This is a genomic window from Massilia glaciei, assembly GCF_003011895.2.
In the GTDB taxonomy this organism is placed as follows: Bacteria; Pseudomonadota; Gammaproteobacteria; order Burkholderiales; family Burkholderiaceae_D; genus Telluria_A; species Telluria_A glaciei.
Window position 1 is genome coordinate 1 of sequence record NZ_PXWF02000345.1, and the last position, 1,444, is coordinate 1,444.

The 1,444-nt window shown below is 60.2% G+C and carries 1 protein-coding gene; it reads left to right on the forward strand.

The window, feature by feature from the left end:
- Positions 1-215 precede the first annotated feature (215 nt).
- Positions 216-1,444: type VI lipase adapter Tla3 domain-containing protein (locus C7C56_RS27370; protein WP_181373397.1), on the forward strand; the 1,229-nt coding region annotated here is incomplete at its 3' end.

Below are 1,444 nucleotides of genomic sequence, written 5' to 3' on the forward strand. Positions count from 1 at the left end.
AGCCCGCCGTCGGATGAAAAACGGAAAACTCAAAAGCACCCGCGCGGCGGCGACGTGTTTGCGCATCGCGGCACGCCCTTGATCGATCCGGCCGACTACCAGCAATGATTTAGACGCAGCGAGAGCGGGACCCATCGTGTTAGCGATGGCTCCTGTCGCCGGCACTCGTCATGACGGCCGTTGAGCCGGAGAGTCTTACCCTACAGGAAATGACGATGAGCAATCGAATACTATGGTGGGTCGCCGGTCCCGTGGCAGCCGTAGCGCTGCTTTTGGGCGGTCGCTGGATGGTCGTCTCGAATAATGCACAGGCGAAGGAGCTGCATGTGCAGGCGGCGCAATCCCGCGAGGTCGCAGCAACCGAGCAGTCGAAACGCGAATACGTGCTCGAAGTGATCGGCCTGGGCGTCACGCTCGACAAGTACAGGCAAGGGAAACTTTGGGAAGCTTTGCAAAAAGGAAGTCCCTTCGTAACGATCCGGGAACAGGACAAGGAAAAATACCCTTGGAGCGGGCAGGATAAAGCAGGCACTGCTGGTGGACGCGGAGGCGATACTTTGGAGAACGGCGCGCAGTACACGCCTATGTATTACGGGGTGCCGGTGTTTAACGCCGCTGCGCCAAGCGCTGACCCCGCTATGGCCGACAAACCCGACGAGCCTAATGCCGGTTTGGCTGGAAGCGCTGTATCTTCTGGCATGGCCTGGCATCTGTTCGTGGTCGGCCCCCGGCTCTTCGACGAGCGGCCCGACCGGATACTGGAGCAGGTTTTTGCCTTTTTCGACGCAAATCCCGATGTTCCGTACGTAGTGCTCAATACCTATGACGGCATGGAGCCACGCAACAGCAACCGCATGCCCGGCACACCAGAACTTCTCACGGATGGCCAATACATACCCGAAATGCCCGACGCTTCGGCTTTGTTCGTGCTGGCGCGGCGCGAGCGGATCGACGCGGTGCGGCCATTCGTATGGGACGATCCAGATAACGAATTTTCGCAGAACGTATTCCGCTCGATGTATTGCCATCTGTTGGCAGCCGTACCTCATCCAGAGCGCAAAAAAATTATCCGCACTCCGGCGCAAGTGGGCGCCGATCCGATTCGCCACGATGATCTTGACGACGTGCAGCGCCAGCCGCTTGTCAGCGAGTGGTTGGAGGCGACGGCCGCCTTTGTTCAGCGCCCCGATATTCGCGGGACGGGCGCCGTCAGCATGCTCAACCACATCAACCCCTTCGCGCACCGGCCGCCCACGAACTGGAAGCCCACCCCCTGGTTCCCTATCCCTTGGAGCACCGATCAACTCGCCACTTTCGACAGGCTGCCCACGCTCGGATTCATTCACCGGCCCACTTTCGTCAAATTCACCGACGAGCACGGCAAGCCGTTGACGCGCCGCGACGAGCGAAACAAAGCCATGCAGGCGGGCTGGCAGGCTGCGCT